This window comes from Neoaquamicrobium microcysteis, assembly GCF_008180155.1.
In the GTDB taxonomy this organism is placed as follows: domain Bacteria; phylum Pseudomonadota; class Alphaproteobacteria; order Rhizobiales; family Rhizobiaceae; genus Aerobium; species Aerobium microcysteis.
Genome location: NZ_VSZS01000067.1, coordinates 214,962 through 234,849 on the forward strand (window position 1 = coordinate 214,962; position 19,888 = coordinate 234,849).

Sequence of the window (19,888 nt, forward strand, 5' to 3'; positions counted from 1 at the left end):
GATTCGGGGGGCGGCCGATGATAGTGATAGTAGACGAGCGTGAGCTCGTAAAAGACGGATACCACTCGCTTTTCGGCCGTGAAGGCGTGGCGAGTGCAGGCTTTGGCTCCAGCGACTTCGGCGAGTGGGTTTCCACAGCCGCTGACGACGACCTCAAGGCGGTTCGCGCATTCCTTATCGGCGAATGCTCCAGCGAGTTCGTATCCCCGCGCAAGATCAGGGACCGCACCTCGGCCCCGGTGATCGCGCTGTCGGACCAGCATTCGCTGGAGAACACGCTGCGGCTGTTCGAATCCGGCGTCGATGACGTCATTCGCAAGCCGGTGCACATCCGCGAAATCCTGGCCCGCATCTCGGCGATCAGCCGCCGCGTGCAGGAAGACAAGCCCTACTCCGAGTTCGGTGCGATGCGCATCTTCATGGATGGTCGCGATCTGGAGATCGACGGCGAGCCGCTGCCGCTGCCGCGCCGCGAGCGTCGCATCCTGGAGTTTCTTGCCAGCAACGCCGGCCGCCGCGTCACGAAGACCCAGGTTTTCAACGCGATCTACGGCATCTTCGACGAAGAGGTCGAAGAGAACGTGGTGGAAAGCCATATCAGCAAGCTGCGCAAGAAGCTCCGCGAGAAGCTGGGCTACGACCCGATCGATTCCAAGCGCTTCCTCGGCTACCGGCTCGTCACGTGAGGCTCCCCTGTTCGCCCGCACCATCCGATGCGGGCGAAATCTGCGTTCTGGCCCACCGGCACCGCGTCGCAAGCCAGCCTCACGCAAGACAGGGCCGCTAACCTCGTGCCCAGCGCCTGAATCTCGAGGAGAATTTTCACATGAGCTTGTACGGAATGATGCGCACCGGCGTGTCGGGCATGGCGGCACAGTCCACCCGCCTCGGCACCGTGGCCGACAACATCGCCAACTCCGGCACCAATGGCTACAAGAAGGCCAGCGTCGAGTTCTCCTCGATGATTATCCCCAATTCGGGCTCCAGCTACATTTCAGGCGGCGTCGCCACCCAGGTCCGCTACTCGATCACCCAGGCCGGCCCCATCCAGTACACGACCTCGGGAACCGACCTCGCCGTCGATGGCAACGGCTTCTTCGTCGTGCAGAACAGCAACGGCCAGCCCTTCCTCACCCGCGCCGGCTCCTTCGTGCCGGACGGTGAAGGCCGCCTCGTCAACGCCGCCGGCTTCCAGCTGATGGGCTACAGCTACGAGAACGGCATCCCAAGCACCGTCGCCAACGGTTTTGCAGGCCTCGTGCCCGTGCAGATCTCGGGACAGGAACTGCAGGCAACCCCGACCACCATCGGCAACTTCGCAGCCAACCTTCCCTACGCCGCGCCCGACTGGACCGGTGTCGATCTCTCCACCAACCCCGCCAACCCCGTCGGTCTCGACGAGGGCCTGGAAGACGGGTCGGTCATCAAGACGTCGCTCGTCGCCTACAACAATGTCGGCGAAGAGGTTCTGCTGGACATCTACTTCGCCAAGCAGACGACCGGCGAATGGCAGATGTCGGTCTACTACCAGCCCGACGGCACCGCCGGATCGTCGTTCCCCTACAGCGGCCCGGCGCTGGCGACCGGAACGCTTGAGTTCGACATCTCGACCGGCAAGCTCGACGCTGCAAGCATGAGCACGCTGACGATCGACCTGACGGGACTGAACGGACAGGCCATCGACCTCGATCTTTCGAAGATGACCAACCTGGCGACCGGCTACTCGCGCGGCACTGCCACGATGAACGGCAACTCGCCTTCCGCCGTAGAGCGCATCTCCATCGCCAAGGACGGCGTGATGTACGCCGAATATGCCAATGGCGCGCGCACGCCTCTCTACAAGCTGGCGCTGGCAACGGTGCAGAGCCCCGACATGCTGCGTGTCGAGCCGGGCAACGTTTTCTCGGCGGGGCTGGAATCCGGCAACGTCCAGATCGGCTTTGCCGGCGGCGGCGGCCTTGGCGACATTCTCTCCGGCGCGGTCGAGAACTCGAACGTCGATATCGCCGAAGAGCTGACGAACATGATCGAGTCGCAGCGCAATTACACCGCAAACTCCAAGGTCTTCCAGACCGGGTCCGATCTCATGGACGTTCTGGTCAACCTCAAGAGGTAGGTGAAGGCGCTGGGTATGAAGTAGGGAAACGATGTCACTTTCGACTGCATTAAACATCGCGCAGAATTCGCTTCTGAACACCCAGCGTCAGACCTCGGTCGTTTCGCGCAACATCGCCAATGTCTACAACAACGACTACGCGCGGCGCACGGCCGTGCTGTCGAGCCTGGCGCCCGGCGCAAAGCTTATCGAGATAAGACGCGCGACCGATGCCGCGCTGTTCCAGCAGAACCTGTCTGCGCTGTCCGGCTGGACGGCGCAGAGTTCGGTTATGAGCGGCCTCGAGCGGCTGAGCATATCCGTCAACGGCGTCGAGAACGCCACCTCGCCCGCCAAGATGATAAGCCAGTTGCAGGAAGCCCTGCAGCTCTATTCCTCGACCCCGTCCAACCGGACGCTGGGTGAAAATGCCGTGGAGATGGCGCGACAGGTCCTGGGCACCCTCAACCAGGGCACCAACGCGGTCCAGGCGTTCCGCACCGACATGGACGGCCAGATCGGCACGGCGGTCGGCGAGCTCAACCAGCTTCTGTCAGACTTCAAGACGGTCAACGACGCCGTCATCAAGGGCACCAATTCCGGCCGCGATATTCTCGACGATCTCGACCGCCGCGACGCGCTCCTCAAGAAGATCTCGGAATACGTGCCGATCTCCACCATCGGCCGCGCCAACAACGACCTGATGATCGTGACGGCGGACGGCACCACGCTGTTCGAGACCATTCCCCGTCACGTCGGTTTCGAACCGACTGCTGCATACGGCGCAGCCACCGTCGGCAACCGGATCACCGTGGACGGCGTGCCGATCTTCAAGGCGACCGGCGCCAACACCAGCGCGTCGGGTTCGCTCGCGGCCATGCTGCAGATGCGCGATAGCTACGCTACCGGAATGCAGGCACAGCTCGACGAGGTCGCGCGCGGCCTGATCAAGGCGTTTTCGGAAACCGATCCGAACCCGCCGAACGACACGCTGCCGGGCCTCTTCACGTGGCCGGGCGCGCCGGCCATGCCGGCCGACGGCACGCTGATAAACGGGCTTGCGGGTCTCATCACGCTCAATGCGCTCGTCGATCCGCAGCAGGGGGGCAACCCGGAACTGCTGCGCGACGGCATCAATTTCGACGTCAACCCGAACAACCATGGCAGCTTCAACGGGCTGCTCCTAGGCTTCGTCAACGCGCTCGATGCGCCGGTCGATTTCGTGACCGTCGATGGGACGACCGTTAGCAGCGGGCTTCTGAACTACGCGACGGCAAGCATCAGCTGGCTCGAGGATGCACGCAAGACGGCCAATGGCGCTGCCGAGACCAAGGGTGCGTTGATGATCCGCACCGCCGAGGCCCTTTCAAACCTGACGAGCGTCAACGAAGACGAGGAAATCGCCCTGATGCTCGAACTTGAGCGCTCCTACGCCGCGTCGGCCAAGATGATGCAGATCATCGACGAGATGCTCAAGACTCTGCTGAATGTGGTGAGATAGACCGATGAAAGTTTCCTTCGTTTCATCCCAGGCCATTTCGCAGGCCATACGCTATCAGATGTCGCGCATGCAGGCTGACCTGGTGGTGGCACAGAAGGAAGTTGCGACCCTGCGTGTCGCCGATGTCGGTCTGGCGCTGGGCGCACGCACCGGCGTGTCGGTTTCGCTCTACCGCGAGATCGACCGGCTCAAGGGCATTACCGATACCAACCAGCTTGCCGCGTCGCGGCTGGATTCGACCCAGATCGGCATGCGCCAGCTGCGCGAGTCGGCCAGCGACCTGATCGCCACGCTGACCACCGCGGTGTCGGGCGCGTCCGACCCGGCGATCGTCAAGCAGCAGGCCGACCAGGTGCTTGGCCAGATGACCTCGGTGCTCAACGCCAACCTCAATGGCGAGCATCTCTTTGCCGGTATCAACACCGACGTTCAGCCGTTCAACGACTTCCTCGACCCGACCTCGCCAAACCGCGTCGCGTTCGACAACGCCTTTACCACGCATTTCGGCTTCCCTGCCGGTGACCCGGCAGCGGCCGCGATCACCGAAGCGGAGATGAACGACTTCCTCGACAACGTCGCGGACCCGCTCTTTTTCGGCGCCGGCTGGGCCGACTGGTCCAACGCCACCGACCAGCAGATCACCTCGCGCATCACGCTGACGGAAACGGCGCAGACCTCGGTTTCGGCCAACATCCCCGGTTTCCGCAAGCTTGCGATGGCTGCCGCCATCGTCTCGGCGGCGTTCGACGATTCGATGAGCCAGGCTGGCCGCTCGGCCATCCTGGCGCGCGGGCTCGACCTGCTCGGCTCGGCCGTCAACGACCTCGCCAACCAGGAAGGCAGCACCGGCATCACCCAGCAGCGGATCGAGAAGGCCAACGAGCGGATGTCGATGCAGATCGACATCTTCACCACCAGCCTGCTCGATCTGGAAGGCGTGGACGGATACGAGGCCTCGACCAAGGTAACCGGGCTTCTCGCCCAGATCGAGATTTCATACTCGCTTACCGCAAGGATGCAGCAGCTCAGTCTTCTCCGATACCTGTAGTAACGCCGGCCCAGACGCAGACCCAGACAGACAAAACGGAAACCGCATGTATCAATTCTCCTACGCCGAAGTGCAGACCGACTCCGTGGCGGATGCAAAGGACCGCGAAAGGCAGCTGCTGTCGCGCTCCATCGATCTTCTGATCGCCGCACGGGAGAAGGGTACGCGGTCCAACGAGGCGATCCGCGCGATCTACTTCCTCAACCGCGTCTGGACGACCTTCGTCGAGGATCTCGGCAGCGAGGACAACGAGCTGCCGCAGGAACTGCGCGCCAACCTCATCTCCATCGGCCTGTGGCTGCTGCGCGAGGCCGAGGAGGTCCGCCAGGGACATTCCGACAATTTCGAAGGTCTCATCGAGGTGTCGCAGATCATCCGCGACGGCATTCAATGAAGAACACGCTGAAAATCACGCTGAAGGCGAACGAAAAGATCTACGTCAACGGCGCGGTCATCAAGACCGACCGCAAGGTCTCCCTGGAGTTCCTCAACGACGTCCAGTTCCTGCTGGAGGGACACGTGCTCCAGCCGGAGGACGCCAAGACGCCGCTGCGTCAGCTCTATTTCATCATCCAGATCATCCTGATGAACCCGGACGGCGCGACCGACGCGCGCGACATGTTGCGCAAGTCGCTGCCGCTGATGCTGTCGTGCTTCTCCAACGACCAGATCCTTGCGTCGCTAAAGCATATCGACCAGCTCGTCAGCGAAGGCCATGTCTACGAAGCGCTCAAGGCGCTGCGTGCCCTCTATCCTCTGGAAGCCAGCATCCTCGCCGCCGAAGGCGACATGCCGGCGCCCATCACACTCACCGCAGCGGAGTAGCACACATGAACGTTTCCGCGATCACCGGCAGCCTGAATACGCAGAACGCGACCGGCACGCCGCAATCGGTCGACTACCAGGCATTCCTGCGCCTGCTGGTAGCCCAGATGCAGAACCAGGACCCGACCGCCCCGATGGATTCGACCGACTACGTCGCGCAGCTGGCGACGTTCTCGCAGGTCGAGCAGTCGGTGCAGATCAACAACAAGCTGACCGAGATGCTGCAAGCGTCCTCGATGGCGCAGGCGACCGGGCTTATCGGCAGGCATGTCGAAAGCATGGACGGCGAGATCAGTGGCGTGGTCCGCCAGGTCGAGATATATTCGGACGGCATCGTCGCCGTGCTGGAGGATGGCACCAAGCTGGCGATCACGCCCGGCGTGATCATTCGCGATGCCGACTTCACGCCGCCGCCCGAACAGACGCCCGGTGACGACGAGACCGGAGGCGAAGAGACCGCATGAACGAAGCCGACGCGCTCGACATCGCACAATACGCGGTCTGGACCGTCCTGACCGCGTCAGGCCCGGCCGTGGCCGTGGCGATGTTCGTCGGCGTCGGCATCGCCTTCATCCAGGCGCTCACGCAGGTTCAGGAAATCACCCTCACATTCGTGCCCAAGATCGTCTCGATCCTGCTGGCCGTGGCGATCTCGGCTCCCTTCGTCGGCGCGCAGATCGCAAGCTTCACCAACGTGATGTTCCAGCGCATCGAAACCGGCTTCTGAGCGGCGCTCCACCTTCCTGCTCCGCGGCAAAAGACCGTCGCTGCCGCCAACCACATTTTCGCGCAAGCTTGACCTCCTAGTCTCGGCCGCAGGCGTGCGTTCGCGCGCCCGTGAATCGGTATACGGTCGGCAGGCATGGCACTCAGCGAAAGCGTCTCACTTCCAGCAACGCGGAACTATGGCCGCGACGTAGCGCTGGCGATCGGCGTCATCACGATCCTGTCGATCCTGTTCCTGCCGATCCCGCCGTTCCTCATCGACTTCGGGCTGGCACTCTCGATCGCCGTTTCGGTGCTGATCCTGATGGTCGCGCTGTGGATGCAGCGGCCGCTCGACTTCACCTCATTCCCGACGATCCTGCTCATCGTCACGATGCTGCGCCTGGCATTGTCCATCGCCACGACGCGGGCGATCCTGTCGCACGGCAACGAAGGCACGAACGCCGCAGGCTACGTCATCGGCGGCTTCTCGAACCTCGTGATGGCCGGCGACTTCGTCATCGGCCTGATCGTGTTCCTCATCCTCATCACGGTGAACTTCATCGTCATCACCAAGGGCGCTACGCGTATCGCGGAAGTCGGCGCGCGCTTCACTCTCGACGCCATTCCCGGCAAGCAGATGTCAATCGACGCCGACCTTTCGGCAGGCGTGATCGACGACAAGGAAGCACAGCGCCGCCGCCGCGAGCTGGAAGAGGAAAGCTCCTTCTTCGGCTCGATGGACGGTGCGTCGAAATTCGTGCGCGGCGACGCCATCGCCGGCCTCATCATCACCGCCATCAACATCATCGGCGGCATCGCCATCGGCTACACCCGCCATGGCATGAGCATGGCGGAATCCTCCGACGTCTTCGTCAAGCTGTCGGTGGGCGACGGTCTGGCGACTCAGATCCCCGCACTGATCGTCTCGCTGTCGGCCGGCCTCGTCGTCTCGAAGGGCGGCACGCGCGGCGCAACGGACGAGGCGGTCTTCGGCCAGCTCGGTGCATACCCGCGCGCTCTGTCGGTCTCGGCGCTGCTGATGTTCGCCATCGGCCTGATGCCGGGCCTGCCGGCATTCCCGTTCATGGCGCTGGCGCTTTGCCTGGCCACCATCGCCTACGTTATCCCTCAGCAGCGCAAGAAGCAGGCAGCCGCCCTGCAGGCCGTGGAACAGCAGGCAAAGGACGCCAAGGACGAGGAAGAGAAGCAGTCGATCAAGTCGTCGCTGAAGACCGCCGAGATCGAGCTTCTCATCGGCAAGCAGCTTTCCACGCGCCTTCTGACCTCGCATCAGGAATTGGCGTTCCGCATGGGCAAGATGCGCAAGAAGTTCGCCACACAGTACGGTTTCGTGGTGCCCGAGGTCCGGCTCACGGACGACTTCTCGATCCCGCCCAAGAGCTACCAGATCAAGATCCACGGCACCGTGGTCGCCGAATACCAGATGCGCGTCGGCGAGGTGACGGTGCTGCTCGGCAACGGGCCGCTACCGGAGGTGCCCGGCGAGGAAGTCCGCGAGCCCGCCTTCGGCATGCGCGCATACTCCGTGTCCGAGATGTTCTCCGAGGATCTGAAGCGCGAGCGCTTCACCTTCGCCGACAACATGTCCGTGCTTCTGACGCACCTTTCCGAGGTCATCCGCAACAACTTGCCGCAGCTCCTCTCCTACAAGGACATGAAGGCGCTGATCGAACGGCAGGACCAGGAATACCGCAAGCTGATCGACGAGGTCTGCACCTCGCACATCTCCTATCCGGGCCTTCAGGCCGTGCTGAAGCTGCTGCTGGCCGAGCGCGTTTCGATCCGCAACCTGCACCTCATCATCGAGGCCATCGCGGAGATCGCGCCGCATGTGCGTCGCACCGAGCAGATCGTGGAGCACGTGCGCATTCGCATGGCGCAGCAGATTTGCGGCGACCTGACCGAAAGCGGCGTGCTGAAAGTGCTCCGCCTCGGCAATCGCTGGGACCTCGCCTTCCATCAGGCGCTCAAGCGCGACGCCAAGGGCGAGATCCGCGAGTTCGACATCGACCCGCGGCTGCTGGAGGAATTCGGCAACGAAGCATCGAAGGCGGTGCGCCAGCATCTCGATGCCGGCGAGCGTTTCGTGCTCGTTTCCTCGCCCGACGCGCGGCCTTACGTCCGCATGATTATCGAACGGCTGTTCGCCACGCTGCCCGTGCTGTCGCATGTGGAGATCGCGCGCGGCGTGGAAGTACGCGTCCTCGGCTCCATTTCCTGAGGTGACGGCCGATGTTTGCCGCCGGCCTCAATCTGGAAACGATCGCCTTCGCGGCGTTCCTGGCCTTCTGCCGCATCGGCGCCTGCTTCATGCTGATGCCCGGCCTGTCGAGCATGCGTGTAGCCATGCACGTCAGGCTGTTCGTCGCCATCGCCGTGACATGGGCGCTGCTGGCGCATCTGTGGGACTCGATCATCCCGCATCTGGACCGCACGCCGGACGGCATGGTGCTGCTTGTGGCATCGGAACTTCTGATCGGCGCAACGATAGGGCTCGTGACTCGATTCTACACGCTCGCTCTGCAGTTCGCCGCATCAGCCATCGCCATGACGGGTGGCTTCGGCGGCATGGCCGGGACGGTGGTCGAGGAAAACGAGCCGCAGGCTCCCCTTGCCGCCCTCATCACGCTCTGCGCGCTGATGGTGCTTTTCATCTTTGATTTCCACCACGAGATATTCAAGGCGCTGGTTCTCTCCTACGAGGTCGCGCCCGTCTCGGGCTTCTTCGGCGCGCAGTCTGCGCTGATCGACCTCGTGGATACGCTGGCGCAATCCTTCTACATCACGCTGAGGCTGGCGAGCCCGTTTCTCGCCTATGCGATCCTGTTCAATCTCGCGATCGGCTTCGTCAACAAGCTGGCGCCGCAGATACCCGTCTACTTCGTCTCGCTGCCGTTCATCATCGTGGGGTGCCTGACGCTGCTTTATTTCGGCATCGGCATGATGCTCAGCCTGTTCGTCGACGGCTTCATTCCGACCACCCTGGGAGGCTGACATGGCCGAACGCTCGGACCGCCTCAAACGGCTCGTCAGGCTGCAGAAGCAGATCAAGGCGCTGCACGAGACCCGTCACGCTACCCATCTGTCGAAGGCCGCTACCGCAAAGCAGGAAGCGGCCGAAATGCTGGATGCCCTCAACGCGGCATCGCCGCTGCCGGGCCTGTTTCCAGACCTCTACAACCGCCGCATCGTGGCGGCTATCGACCGCGAGGTCCGCGAGACCGACCGCGCCAGGCAGGAAGCCGACCGCGTGGCCACGGCCACAGCACGCACCAACATCGCCGAGCGCGCATGGCGTGAGGCGATGACCGCAGAAGAACGCGCCGCGGCTGAAAAAGAGCAGCTCGAGAACGTCGAACGCAAGCTGACTAATCTCAAGTAAGCCTGCCACAAGCTTGTCGCTGCATATTCACGCCAACGAAATCAATATTTAGGGAGACCCTGCCATTGGCGATTTCCACCCCCGGCGACATCGTGCTGGACGTGGTGCGCGCTGCCGACCCGGCAGCCGCGGAAGCCGCCCGGGCAAAGCTCGCCTCGTTTGCCGGCAAGGCACCGGGGGTCGAGTTCTCAGCGGCGGGTTCGCCCTCGCCGGCCGGCGCGCCGTCGGGCTCCGCCACTGCAGAAACCTTCAGGAAATTCGAAGCCGTCGTGCTGCAGACCTTCGTCCAGACCATGCTGCCCAAGGAGACCGAGGCGGTCTACGGGCAAGGCATGGCGGGCGAGATGTGGCAGTCGCTGCTGGCCGAGCAGCTGGCAAATGCGATGGCTGCGCGGGGCGGAATCGGCATAGCCGACCGCATCCTGCGCGACCACTATCAGGCGGAGGAAAACGCTTCGCTCGACCCTACCCGGCATGATGCCGCGGCCGACCTGTCCGAACGGGATGCGCAGGAAATGTTGTCCGTCGCGCTCGTTCAGGAAATCCAGCGCAGGACGGCGCAATCCCTAAACGAAGACCGTGCGGCCGTCACACCGACCACCGGCCGCTAACATCAGTCAGAGTCAGATGAGAAAAGCTCAATGCCAGACAACGCGGATTTCATGCAGCCTTCCCACCCCAGCGGCGAAAGCGCCGGGGCGGCGCTCATGAACCTCTCCGCCATCATCGGCCGCATCGAGGAAACCGTGGACGCCGAGACCGCGTCGATCCGCACCGACGTGCGCTTCGACATCAAGGCATCCAACCTTCGCAAGAGCCGCTATTTGTACGAGCTCAACAGGGCGGTCTCCAACCTCGGCAACATCACGCTGGGCGACGAGCATCGCAGCGACATCATAAGGCTGCGCGAGAAGCTGACGGCCAACGAAGCGGCCATCCTCGCCCACCTCAACGCGGTGACGGAAGTCGCCACGCTGATGCAGGAGGCCATCCAGCGCGCCGAGGCCGACGGCACCTACACCGCGAGCGAGTTCGGCAGGATGGATAGCCCTGCATGATAAAGTTCATGGTCGCTGCGCTCTGGATCAGCATCGCAACGACGGGCGCGATGCTGTACTCGTTCCAGTCGGCCCAGCAGCCCGAGGGAGCGGCGGAGGCGGAACCCACCGCGTTCCACGGGCTCGACTATGTGCAGACGGGCATCATCTCGGTGCCCGTCTTCGATCACGGCCGCGTCTACGGATATTTCCTCGCCCGGCTCGTCTTTACGGCCGAGGGCAAGAGGCTGGCAACGCTGAAGCTGCCTGCCGAAGCGCTGCTTGCCGACCAGGTCTATACGCATCTCTACGCCAATCCGGAGATCGACTTCACCAAGCGCGACGACCTCGACATCAACGCCTTTCGCGAAAGCATCCGCGCGGGCGTGAACGAGCGGCTCGGCGAACCGCTGATCCACGAAGTCCTCGTCGAGCAGATCGATTTCCTGCCGAAGGACGAGGCAGGTTCCAGCAAGGCGCAGCCGGCGGCAGCCGTAAACTGACCGTTATTCGAAGCGTGGCTTGCGCTTCTCCAGAAAGGCCTTGAGGCCTTCTTTCGCATCCGCGCCCGTCTGTGACAGCGCGGCGCTCAGGCTTTCCGTATAGAGCCCGTCCTCGTGCGACATGCTGCCGATGCGCGCGATGGACTGGATGATGAGATAGTTGACCAGGGACGCGTTGCCGGCCACCTCGGCGGCCAGTTCGCCAGCCCTGGCAACGGCCTCGCCGTCCTCGACCAGATGATGCGCCAGCCCCAGCCGCACGCCTTCCTCGCCGTCGTAGCTGCGCCCCGTCAGCATCATCTCGGTCATGCGGTCCGGGCCCAGAATGCGCCCTACGCGCACCGTCGCGCCGCCACCCACGAAGATGCCGCGCTTGCCTTCCGGCAGCCGGAAGATCGCGGACCGCTCCGCCACGCGCACATGCGCGGCAGCGGCCAGTTCAAGCCCGCCACCCATGACCGCGCCAGTCAGTGCGACGACCACCGGCACGCCGGAAAACTGGATCATGTCGGTCAGCCGGTGCCAGTTGCGGGAATGGCGCATGACCTGTTCGGGCTCGCGCTCGACCTGTTCCGAAAGATCGAGCCCGGAGGAGAAATGGCCGCCCGCGCCGCTGATGACGATTGCGCGCACGCCTTCAGGAATCGCTCCGAAGAAGCTTCGCAGCCCGTCCAACATGGCATCGTTGACCGCATTGCGCTTTTCGGGCCGGTTGAGAACCAGCCGCGCGATTGACCCCTCGATACTGATCAGAACCGCCGGGTTTTCGCTCTCCACCGGCTTTGCCCCGCCATTGTTGCCGCTTGCGTCACTCACGCTCGACACTGCCCCATAATTGTTTCATCATATAACAATATATCGGTTTTGCAGGGCGCCGTCGAGGGGATCGGCAAAACGGGTGAAAACCATCTGCCGCCACGATAGGATGGCGATACGCAGCCGCGATTCGAGAGCCGGCAACGCATCGATCCGTCGAACCGGAACGTTTTCCGGCCGCGAGCATGTGAGGAGACGCGTCGAGGACTCATGGCAGGCAGCACGGACGGCGAAAAACGAAACCACACCTCCGGCGTGCCCGCCGGCATTCCCGAGATGGGCGAGATCGTCGGCTACAAGCTGCGGCGGGCACAGCTCTTCGTGTTTCAGGATTTCATCGAAAGCTTCGCGAAGATGAAGCTGCGGCCGGCCGAGTTCTCCGTGCTGGCGATCATCGCCCGCACGCCCGGCCAGAAGCAGACCGAAATCGCCGAGCAACTCGGCATCAAGCGTGCGAACTTCGTAGCCCTCATGGACGGGCTGGAGCGCCGCGGGCTTGCGGAACGCCGAAAGGCCGCGACCGACAAGCGCTCGCATTCGCTTCACCTGACGCCGGAGGGCGCACGCTTCGTCGACAAGATGACCAGCGTCTGGCGCAATCACGAGGAGCGCCTGATCGAGCGCTTGGGCGGACCCGAGGCGCGCGCCGCTCTGCTGGATCTGCTCGGTCGACTGCTCGACGACCCGGAGCGCTGAAGGCGCGCTATCGGTTGATGGCGATGACGTGGGGCGGCAAGGGTTCGGCATAGAGGTCTTCCACCAGACCCGCGCGCGCTTCCATGACGGCGCGCTGGTTGATCGAGCCCTTGTCGGTGATCTCGTGCGCGTCGATCGCCGGGGGGCTGTCGAGGATGATTGCACCCGCTACCCGATTGGAACTGCCGGTGGCCTGTGCCGCCAGCCGCGCCAGACCTTGCGCGATGGACTGCCGGATTGCGGGATGCGCGGCGAGTTCCGCCTCGCCGGCCGCATGCAGCGACGCATCGGCTTTGCGGGCGGCATCCACGTCGAGGAACAGCAGCGCGCCGATATGGTTGCGGTCGAGCCCGGTCAGCACCGCATCGCGCACCAGCGGCGCGCAGGCACGCACCACGCCGGCCCGCACGGCCGCCATGTTCACCCATGTTCCGGTCGAAAGCTTGAAGTCTTCCGACACGCGGCCATCGAAGAGAAACCCCCTGGCCGGGTCGTTCTCGTCGACAAATTTCAGCGCGTCGCCGATGCGGTAGAAGCCCTCCTCGTCGAAGCTCTCCGTGGTCTTGTCGGGTTGCCGCCAGTAGCCTGGCGTGATGTTGGGGCCGCGCAGCCGCGCCTCCAGCTTTCGGCCGTCGGGCACGAGCTTCAGTTCCAGCCCCGGCGCAGGCAGGCCCACCTCGCCCGGCCGCTCGACGGCCCATGTCGTGGTGCAGGCGAACGGCGCGGTCTCGGTCGAGCCGTAGCCGGTGATTATCATGATCTTCTCGCCGACGGCCTCACGCGCCAGACGCTCCAGCGCATCCCACACATGCTGGGCAAGCCCGGCACCGGCATATTGCAGCAGCTTGACGCGTGAAAAGAAATTGTCGCGCAGGGTGGCATTGGCGGCCAGATGCTCGCTCAGCATCTCGTAGCCCTTGGGAACGTTGAAATAGAGGGTAGGCGCCACCTCCTCGAGATTGCGCACCGTTTTCGCGATGCCGGCAGGCGTCGGCGCTCCGTCGTCGATATGGAGCGTGCCGCCATTGTAGAGCGCGATGCCGAAATTGTGGTTGCCACCGGCGGTGTGGTTCCAGGGCAGCCAGTCGACCATCACCGGCGGCTCATCGCGCAGGAACGCCAGCGCCGACGCGATCATCATCTGGTTGGAGCACATCATACGCTGCGTGTTGATGACCGCCTTCGGCATGCCGGTGGAGCCGGAGGTGAACAGGAACTTCGCCACCGTATCGCCATCGACGGCGGCGTTGGCGTCATCGACCGCATCGGTCGGCTTCGTCGCCAGCATGTCGTCGAAACTGTCGGCGGCCATGCCGACGACCGGATCGCGCGCGACGACCAACTTCATCTGCGGGGTCGCCACCGCAGCAAGCGCCTTCGCAAAAGCCCCGCCATCGGCAGCGAAGACCATGCCCGGGTTCAGTAGCGAGAAGACGTGGCGCAGCTTTGCGTGGTCGCTGGAGACCAGCGAATAGGCTGGAGAGATCGGCGCGAACGGCACCCCGGCCATCATGCAGCCCAGCGCCAGCAGGCCATGCTCCAGACTGTTGCCCGAAAGGATCGCCACGGGACGCTCCGCACCGAGGCCGAGGTCGAGCACATATTGCGCGATGGCGCGCGCCTTTTCACGCGCCTGTGCGAACGAGCATCTGCGCCATTGGCCGTCGGGACCACGGTCTGCAAGGAATGTGCGGTCGGGCGCGGCGTCTGCCCAATGGTCGAGGCAGTCGATCATCGAGCGCGGATAGTCGCCGAGCGGCTGACGCGAACGCACGACGACGACGCCGTCAGCGCGCCGCTCGACATCCACCGCCAGTTCGCCCATGTGAACCGGGCGCATGCCCGCAACGGACACTATCGGCATCAGCAACCTCCCTATTGTTATCAACCATAACAATATCGGGTACACGGATCAAGCATCGTCGCGCCGGCCCGGAGATGAAGGATTATTCGCTGTCGGCGATTTCCGCCAGCACGTCGCCCGAACGCACCTGCCCGCCGGCCCGACCGCCCACGCGCATGACGATGCCGCCGCACGCGGCAGTCAACGTGGTTTCCATCTTCATCGCCTCGACCACGGCGACCACATCGCCGGGCGCGACCGTGTCTCCCTCCGCCACAGCCAGATGGCGCAGCAGGCCGGAAACCGGCGAGACGACGAGGCGGTCGTCGCCTGCGCTGCTCTTGCGTTCTAGCGGATCAGGCTCGTCGAAGACGAAAATCCGGCCGCCGCTGACAAGCCAGAGCGCACGCCCCTGCCTTGTGCTGACAACGGTAGCCGGGTCGAGCCCCGCGACGTCGTGCACGGTCGCGCCGACCTCGACGCCGGTAAGCCGGCCTCGCTCGAACAGCACTGAGCAGTCGCGCCTTTCGCCACCGCCAAGCAGGGTAACCGGACAGCGGCGCAGGCCGGTGGAGGAGAACCAATCGTCGCCGTCGGCCAGCGCGAGGATCGCCGAGGCAATGGCGAAATCGCTGTCGGACGGCGCGCCGCCATCCCAGCTTTCCGCGTCGATCATATCCGTCGTCACTCCGCCGACGCGGAAAACGTCTCCACCGACGAGATCGAGCAGGAAATCGCGATTGGTTTTCACGCCAAGCACGGGCGTGTCGGCCAGCGCAGACCGCAATCTGCCGATCGCCTCCTCACGCGTTTCCCCATGCGCGACGATCTTCGCGATCATGGGATCGTAGAACGGCGTCACCTCCCCGCCCTCGGCAAGGCCGTGGTCGATGCGAATGCCGGCACGTTCAGCCGCTTCCGGCCTCCAGCGCAGCACCTTGCCTGTCTGCGGCGCGAAGCCGGCTGCGGGGTCCTCGGCGCACAGCCGCGCCTCGATCGCGTGGCCGGAGAAGCCTATCTCGTCCTGCTGGAGCGGCAGCGCCTCGCCGGCCGCGACGCGCAACTGCCATTCGACAAGGTCCAGCCCAGTGACCATCTCGGTCACCGGATGCTCCACCTGAAGCCTGGTGTTCATTTCGAGGAAAAAGAACTGGCGGTCAGCGCTGACGATGAACTCGACGGTCCCCGCCCCGATATAGTCCACAGCCTTCGCGGCCGCGACGGCTGCGTCCGTCATCGCACTGCGCATGGCATCATCGACGAATGGCGACGGCGTCTCCTCCACGATCTTCTGGTGGCGGCGCTGGCTGGAACAGTCGCGTTCCCCCAAGTGTACGATGTTGCCATGCGTGTCGCCGAAGACCTGCACCTCGATGTGGCGAGCATTTTCGACCAGTCGTTCAAGAAGAAGCGTACCGTTCCCGAACGCGTTCTCGGCCTCCCGCCGCGCACCTTCGAGCGCAGCGGGCAGATCGTCGGCGCGATCGACCCGGCGCATGCCACGCCCGCCCCCGCCAGCCGCAGCCTTGACGAGCACAGGAAAGCCCATGCGTGCAGCCTCGGAAGCAATCCGCTGCGGCGACTGGTCTTCGCCGTCATAACCAGGCACGACCGGCACACCGGCCGCGCGCATCAGCGCCTTGGCCCTCCCCTTGTCGCCCATCGCGCGGATGGTGGCCGGCGAAGGCCCGACGAACGCGAGGCCGGCGCGCCCGCAGGCTTCCGCGAAATCGGCATTCTCGGACAGGAACCCGTAGCCGGGGTGCACGGCGTCGGCACCCGTGTGGGCTGTCGCTTCGAGAATGGCGGCGATGTTCAGGTAGGAGTCGGCGGCCGCCGCGCCGCCGATGCGCACCGCGTCATCGGCCATCCGCACATGCAGGGCCTCCGCGTCCGCGTCGCTGTAGACCGCCACGGTGGCGATGCCCATCTGCCTCGCGGTGCGTATGACGCGGCAGGCGATCTCACCCCGGTTCGCCACAAGAAGCCTGGCGATCATGTCCGGTTGCTCGTGCCCGGCAACGTGCCTTCCAGCTTGGCGATGATGCCCAGCATGATCTCGTCGGCCCCTGCCCCGATGGATATCAGCCGCGTATCGCGATAGGCGCGGCTGACGGGATTGTCGGCCGTATAGCCCATGCCGCCCCAATATTGCAGGCAGGCATCGGTGAGCTCGCGCGCCAGCCGTCCGGTCTTCAGCTTCGCCATCGATGCAAGCTTCGTCACGTCACCGCCCGCCACATATTTCTCGATCGCGCTCCATGTCAGCGCGCGCAGCGCCTCGACCTCCGTGCGCAGTTCGGCCAGCCGGAAATGCACCACTTGATTGTCGAGCACCGGGCGGCCGAACGTCTTGCGCTCGCGCGTATAGTCGATCGTCAGGTCGATCAGCCGGTCGAAGCTTTTCAGCGAGCTTGCAGCCGCGTAGAGCCGCTCTTCCTGAAACTGCAGCATCTGCATCATGAAGCCGGTGCCCTCATGGCCGATGAGATTGCGGCGCGGCACCCGCACCTCATCGAAGAACAGTTGCGCCGTATCCGACGAGTTCATGCCGATCTTGTGTATCTTCTGGCGGCTGATGCCCTTTGCGTCCATCGGAACGCAGATGAGCGACTTGTTCTGGTGCGGCTTTCCTTCAGACGTGTTGGCGAGCAGGCAGCACCAATCGGCCTTCATGCCGTTGGTGATCCACATCTTGGTGCCGGAGATGATGTAGTCGTCGCCATCCTTGCGCGCGGTGGTCTTCACCGCCGCGACGTCCGATCCGCCGCCGGGTTCCGAAACGCCGAGACACCCGACGACATCGCCTGCGATGGAAGGCGCCAGAAACGCGCGCTTCACCTCATCCGAGCCGAAGCGGTTGAGGGCGGGCGTGCACATGTCGGTATGGACGCCGATGGCCATCGGCACGCCGCCGCAATGAACGAGCCCCAGTTCCTCGGCCATCACCATCGAATAGGAAAAATCGAGCCCGAGCCCGCCATAAGCAGGATCGTACTTGATCCCGAGCAGCCCGAGATCGCCCATCTTCTTGAACAATGCCTGCGAGGGAAACTCCTCTGCCGCCTCCCATTCATCGACGTGGGGATTGATCTCGGCATCGACGAACTTCGCCACCGTGCGGCGCAAATCTTCATGCTCGGGCGTGAACTGCATCTGTCGCCTCCCTTGTCAGCCGTCCTATCCCCGCGCAACTCCGAACGCGTTGGGACGCAGCACGCGCGCGTCGCCTTCGGCTGCGATCGACAGGCACAGGCCCAGTATGCGCCGCGTGTCGCGCGGGTCGATGATCCCGTCGTCCCACAGCCGCGCGGTCGCAAACAGCGCGGTCGACTGCGCCTCGACACCGGCGCGGATCATCGCGCCCTGCTTTGCCAGCGCATCCTCGTCGGCCTGCCTGCCCTCGCGCTCCGCCTTGCCGCGCGCGACGATCTCCATAACCCTGGCTGCCTGCTCGCCACCCATCACGGCCGTGCGCGCCGACGGCCACGAGAAGATGAAGCGCGGCGAGAACCCGCGCCCGCACATGCCGTAATTGCCGGCCCCGTAGGAACCGCCGATGACGATGGTGAACTTAGGCACGCGGGCGTTGGCGACCGCCTGGATCATCTTGGACCCGTGCTTGATCGCACCCTCGCGCTCCGCTGCCGAGCCAACCATGTAGCCGGTGGTATTCTGCAGGAAGACCAGCGGCGTTCCCGTCTGGTCGCAGAGCTGGATGAACTGCGCCGCCTTCAGCGAACCGGTCGGCATGATCGGGCCGTTATTGCCGATGATCCCGATGCGATACCCCTCGATGGCCGCGTGGCCGCAAATCGTGTCCGGCGAATACGCCGCCTTGAATTCGAGGAAATCGGAACCGTCGGCGATGCGGGCGACCACCTCCTTCATGTCGAAGGGCGCGCGTTCGTCTGCCGGCACGATGCCCGGCAGCTCATCGACGGCATATTTCGGCTCGCGGCTCGGGCTTCGTTCCGATGCCGCGTCCCATGACAGGTTTTCCATGATCGCGCGGCCCAGCGCCAGCGCCTGCGCATCGTCTTCGGCGACATACTCGCCAAGGCCTGTGACGCTGCCGTGCAGGTCTGCCCCGCCGAGCATCTCGTCGTCCGCATCCTCGCCGATCGCCGCCTTCACCAGCGGCGGACCGGCCAGAAAAATCTTCGACCGCCCGCGAACGAGCACGACGTAGTCGGAAAGGCCGGGCAGATAGGCCCCTCCGGCAGTGGACGAGCCGTGCACGATCGCGATCTGCGGAATGCCCGCCGCTGACAGCCGCGCCTGATTGGCGAAGGAACGCCCGCCTTCCACGAACATCTCGGCCTGATGCAGCAGGTTCGCCCCGCCGCTCTCGACCAGATAGATCAGCGGCAGCCGGTTCTCGAACGCGATCTCGTGCAGGCGCAGCGCCTTCTTCAAGCCGATAGGGGGAATGGTGCCGCCCTTGATGCCGCTGTCGGAGGCCGAGACGATGCAGCGGCGGCCGGCCACCACGCCGATGCCGGCGATGGTGCCGCCGCCCATGATGTTCTTGTCGCCATCATCGTCGTGCATGCGATAGCCGGCGAGCGTGGACAGTTCGAGGAAAGGCCGGCCGCGGTCGAGCAGCCGCTCGACGCGTTCGCGCGGAAGCAGTTGCCCACGCTCCTCGAAGCGGGCCTTTTTTGAGGCGGAGTTGTCCCGCACCGCCCGTTCCATCCGTCGCACCTCGGCGAGCCGCGCGTCCATCGCCTCGACGTTCTCGCGAAACGCCGGGGCGTGGGTGTCGAGACTGGATGACAGGACCGGCATCAGGCCACGCACCCGGCGAGACGTTCGCTACCGGTGCGCACGTTGCCTGCAAAACAATCCTTGCGCAGGATGCTGGCGTAATTCACCGTGGCGCTCCTCCCTTGGCCATGGAGGGGAAACGCTAAATCACGTTGACGTAAACGTCAATTGCTTGCTATCTGGGCGCAGCACATCAACCGCGGCATGGACGCGCCGCCACGAGGAGATTTTTCATGAGCCTTGACGCCATCGCAGACAAGATTCGCCAGCGCGTCGCCGGAAGCGGCTTCGACAAGTCGGTGAAGTTCGACCTCGGTTCGGACGGCGTCATCGTCGTCGACGGCCAGAACGTCTCGACCGAGGATGCAGGCGCGGACTGCACCATCAGCATGTCGCGCGACGATTTCGAATCGCTCATCGCCGGCGAACTGAACCCGACCATGGCCTTCATGAGCGGCAAGCTGAAGGTGACCGGCGACATGTCGATCGCCATGCAGCTCAGCCAGGTGATCTAATCCGTCGCAGGTTCAACGGAACATCGGAAAAGGCGGCGCAAGCCGCCTTTTTCTTTTGCGTGAAGCGCATCGAATATTCCTGTGCGGTCCAGCCGCCCCTCCTTCACGCGACACAGGCACTTGACCTA

At 64.2% G+C, this 19,888-nt stretch carries 21 protein-coding genes; 16 read left to right on the top strand and 5 right to left on the bottom strand.

Annotated features, from left to right (window positions below; genetic code table 11):
• Positions 1 to 17: 17 nt before the first annotated feature.
• From FY036_RS19815 to FY036_RS19885, 14 genes are all read left to right on the top strand, one after another.
• On the top strand, positions 18 to 686 hold the full coding sequence (locus FY036_RS19815; protein WP_148916493.1) for a response regulator transcription factor: 669 nt from the start codon (positions 18 to 20) through the stop codon (positions 684 to 686).
• Between the two features lie 140 nt (positions 687 to 826).
• Complete coding sequence (locus FY036_RS19820) at positions 827 to 2,116, top strand: flagellar hook protein FlgE (RefSeq protein WP_148916494.1); 1,290 nt, start codon at positions 827 to 829, stop codon at positions 2,114 to 2,116.
• Positions 2,117 to 2,147: 31 nt separating this feature from the next.
• Entirely contained in the window at positions 2,148 to 3,596 is a 1,449-nt protein-coding gene (gene flgK, locus FY036_RS19825) for a flagellar hook-associated protein FlgK (RefSeq protein WP_148916495.1), read from the top strand.
• 4 nt (positions 3,597 to 3,600) lie between these two features.
• Positions 3,601 to 4,644, top strand: a complete 1,044-nt coding sequence (locus FY036_RS19830; protein ID WP_148916496.1) for a flagellar hook-associated family protein — start codon at positions 3,601 to 3,603, stop codon at positions 4,642 to 4,644.
• Positions 4,645 to 4,690: 46 nt separating this feature from the next.
• Complete coding sequence (gene flaF / locus FY036_RS19835; protein ID WP_148916497.1) at positions 4,691 to 5,038, top strand: flagellar biosynthesis regulator FlaF; 348 nt, start codon at positions 4,691 to 4,693, stop codon at positions 5,036 to 5,038.
• Positions 5,035 to 5,469: a flagellar biosynthesis repressor FlbT gene (gene flbT / locus FY036_RS19840; protein WP_148916498.1), complete on the top strand. Its 435-nt coding sequence runs from the start codon at positions 5,035 to 5,037 to the stop codon at positions 5,467 to 5,469. Before flaF ends, flbT begins: the two co-directional genes overlap by 4 nt.
• Positions 5,470 to 5,474: 5 nt before the next feature.
• Complete coding sequence (gene flgD / locus FY036_RS19845; protein WP_148916499.1) at positions 5,475 to 5,933, top strand: flagellar hook assembly protein FlgD; 459 nt, start codon at positions 5,475 to 5,477, stop codon at positions 5,931 to 5,933.
• On the top strand, positions 5,930 to 6,196 hold the full coding sequence (gene fliQ / locus FY036_RS19850) for a flagellar biosynthesis protein FliQ (protein ID WP_148916500.1): 267 nt from the start codon (positions 5,930 to 5,932) through the stop codon (positions 6,194 to 6,196). Before flgD ends, fliQ begins: the two co-directional genes overlap by 4 nt.
• A gap of 135 nt (positions 6,197 to 6,331) precedes the next feature.
• Entirely contained in the window at positions 6,332 to 8,419 is a 2,088-nt protein-coding gene (gene flhA / locus FY036_RS19855) for a flagellar biosynthesis protein FlhA (protein WP_148916501.1), read from the top strand.
• Between the two features lie 11 nt (positions 8,420 to 8,430).
• Positions 8,431 to 9,192 (top strand): flagellar biosynthetic protein FliR, encoded by a 762-nt coding sequence (gene fliR / locus FY036_RS19865; RefSeq protein WP_148916502.1) that lies wholly within the window; start codon positions 8,431 to 8,433, stop codon positions 9,190 to 9,192.
• Position 9,193: 1 nt separating this feature from the next.
• Positions 9,194 to 9,580 (top strand): hypothetical protein, encoded by a 387-nt coding sequence (locus FY036_RS19870; protein WP_148916503.1) that lies wholly within the window; start codon positions 9,194 to 9,196, stop codon positions 9,578 to 9,580.
• Between the two features lie 65 nt (positions 9,581 to 9,645).
• The gene (locus FY036_RS19875) at positions 9,646 to 10,191 is read left to right on the top strand and encodes a rod-binding protein (RefSeq protein WP_148916504.1); all 546 of its coding nucleotides are present in this window, start codon (positions 9,646 to 9,648) and stop codon (positions 10,189 to 10,191) included.
• 30 nt (positions 10,192 to 10,221) lie between these two features.
• Positions 10,222 to 10,638, top strand: coding sequence for a hypothetical protein (locus FY036_RS19880; protein WP_148916505.1), 417 nt, complete (start codon positions 10,222 to 10,224; stop codon positions 10,636 to 10,638).
• The gene (locus FY036_RS19885; protein WP_148916506.1) at positions 10,635 to 11,120 is read left to right on the top strand and encodes a hypothetical protein; all 486 of its coding nucleotides are present in this window, start codon (positions 10,635 to 10,637) and stop codon (positions 11,118 to 11,120) included. Before FY036_RS19880 ends, FY036_RS19885 begins: the two co-directional genes overlap by 4 nt.
• 3 nt (positions 11,121 to 11,123) lie before the next feature.
• Here FY036_RS19885 and FY036_RS19890 read toward each other — a convergent pair whose 3' ends face one another.
• On the bottom strand, positions 11,124 to 11,936 hold the full coding sequence (locus FY036_RS19890; protein ID WP_235897727.1) for a crotonase/enoyl-CoA hydratase family protein: 813 nt from the start codon (positions 11,934 to 11,936) through the stop codon (positions 11,124 to 11,126).
• 210 nt (positions 11,937 to 12,146) lie between these two features.
• On the opposite strand from FY036_RS19890, the gene FY036_RS19895 reads away from it, so the two are divergent.
• On the top strand, positions 12,147 to 12,632 hold the full coding sequence (locus FY036_RS19895; RefSeq protein WP_235897728.1) for a MarR family winged helix-turn-helix transcriptional regulator: 486 nt from the start codon (positions 12,147 to 12,149) through the stop codon (positions 12,630 to 12,632).
• A 7-nt stretch (positions 12,633 to 12,639) separates the two neighbouring features.
• Here FY036_RS19895 and FY036_RS19900 read toward each other — a convergent pair whose 3' ends face one another.
• From FY036_RS19900 to FY036_RS19915, 4 genes are all read right to left on the bottom strand, one after another.
• A complete protein-coding gene (locus FY036_RS19900) occupies positions 12,640 to 14,496 on the bottom strand; it encodes a feruloyl-CoA synthase (RefSeq protein ID WP_148916507.1) in 1,857 nt (618 codons plus the stop codon).
• An 82-nt stretch (positions 14,497 to 14,578) separates the two neighbouring features.
• Positions 14,579 to 16,474, bottom strand: coding sequence for an acetyl/propionyl/methylcrotonyl-CoA carboxylase subunit alpha (locus FY036_RS19905; RefSeq protein ID WP_148916508.1), 1,896 nt, complete (start codon positions 16,472 to 16,474; stop codon positions 14,579 to 14,581).
• A complete protein-coding gene (locus FY036_RS19910; RefSeq protein WP_148916509.1) occupies positions 16,471 to 17,631 on the bottom strand; it encodes an acyl-CoA dehydrogenase family protein in 1,161 nt (386 codons plus the stop codon). The genes FY036_RS19905 and FY036_RS19910 overlap by 4 nt, the downstream gene beginning before the upstream one ends.
• Positions 17,632 to 17,655: 24 nt before the next feature.
• Positions 17,656 to 19,266 (bottom strand): acyl-CoA carboxylase subunit beta, encoded by a 1,611-nt coding sequence (locus FY036_RS19915; protein WP_148916510.1) that lies wholly within the window; start codon positions 19,264 to 19,266, stop codon positions 17,656 to 17,658.
• A gap of 212 nt (positions 19,267 to 19,478) precedes the next feature.
• On the opposite strand from FY036_RS19915, the gene FY036_RS19920 reads away from it, so the two are divergent.
• Positions 19,479 to 19,760 carry an SCP2 sterol-binding domain-containing protein gene (locus tag FY036_RS19920; protein ID WP_148916511.1) on the top strand — a complete coding sequence of 94 codons (282 nt, stop codon included), beginning with the start codon at positions 19,479 to 19,481 and terminating at the stop codon, positions 19,758 to 19,760.
• Positions 19,761 to 19,888 lie beyond the last annotated feature (128 nt).